At 62.8% G+C, this 1,462-nt stretch carries 1 protein-coding gene; it reads right to left on the bottom strand.

Annotated elements, in window-relative coordinates:
* Positions 1-662: 662 nt before the first annotated feature.
* A partial coding sequence (locus tag AC5RWU_RS24215; protein ID WP_493986715.1) for a rolling circle replication-associated protein occupies positions 663-1,462 on the bottom strand: 800 nt, incomplete at its 5' end.

Raw genomic sequence — 1,462 nt, 5'->3', positions numbered from 1 at the left:
TTGACCGCGTAGAGCCACTTGGTGTGTCGGCGGACGGTCTCTTTCGTCCAGCCAGAAACGACTGATCGTTTGGCCCTCTCATGCATGGAGACACCGCCGTTAGGGATGTGTGCTGTAGAGCCATTGCGGTACGCTGAAATTGTCGGCAAAGAGTAGTCCTAAGAGCGCTAAAGGTTGTCGACCGTGCCCCCGGAAGCTGGTAACTTCGCGGGGGCTTTTCAATGCCACAGGTAATGCCGCGGTAAGGGGTCTTTGTCTCACCCTATGCCCCATCAGAAGGGGTTGCGTGCAGATATGTACCTACTAATCAAGGCGCGCCGCTCACCCCGCGCAGCGGGTCGAGAAATTTTTCCGATTACGGCGGATGGTCAGCCGGTCGCCACGACTGCCAGACGTCAGGAGCCGTTGACGGCTGCGGATAACCGTCTTCTACCGCCAGACAGAGCGAGTGGAGACAATGACGCGTCTACCGCCGCCATAAACGCACCTGAAACCCCGACGGCGGACCCGGTCCGGCCGGCGGTGCTCGCGCTTCGCGCCTCCGCTCCGGCGGCCGCAGCCGGCCACATCCGGCGAGGGACCCTCAGAAGGCGCCTGAAGGCCGCAGGAGAGGCCCTCAGAACCTCCCGCGAACACTTTTGGCACAGAGAACAAGCCCGGGGTCAGTCTGCCGTCTGGCGTATCTCGAAGCCCTCAGAAGCGAGCAAGGCGAGGAAGCTAAGCACCGTCGCCTGATCGAGCCATTCAGAGATGCCCCGCACCTCGGAAAGCGCCCGCTCTGAAGCCCTGAGCATGCGCTTGGCGGAGCGGATCCGCTTTGCCCTGGTCGCGGGGTCGGACTCGGCCCGAGCGTCAGCCAGCCGCCAGGAACGCACCAGCCGCCGATAGCGGAAATAGGCTTCCCGAGGAATCTGGAAGCTCAGGGACTCATCAACAGGCCATGCGCCCAAGTGACCCCAGAGCCTGCCGGTTTTTTCCCACCCTGCAGGTTTGCCCTGCCGCTGATAGTGAGCGGCCCCGCGTGCCGCGTGCTTGCTGAGGTACTGGAGCCAGCCGGTGGGCCCGGAGATCGGTAGAACGTACTGCGACAGGTGCCGCGCGCCGTAAGGCTCGGCAAGGTCAATCCAGTGTTGGACGAGCTGGAACTTCTCTACCGCTGACAGCGCCCGATCGAAGTAAACGGCAGTGTGCATGTGCGGGACGCCCCGGCGTTGCCATTCGATGACCCAGTGAGTGCGGATGCTGCCCATACGGCGGATGCGTTCGACCCAAGCCCGGCGGAGGGAGTGAAAGCGATCAGAGTTTTCTGGGCAGTCGCGGAGCGTCAGAGTCACCGCATACCCGTCGCCGGTCAAACCCTCGGTGTTGACCGCGTAGAGCCACTTGGTGTGTCGGCGGACGGTCTCTTTCGTCCAGCCAGAAACGACTGATCGTTTGGCCCTCTCATGCATGGAGACACCGC

The sequence above is a fragment of the Arthrobacter sp. B0427-1-12 genome (assembly GCF_059092905.1).
Note: the sequence above shows the minus strand (reverse complement) of the source record. Positions and strands in the feature narration are given on the sequence as shown.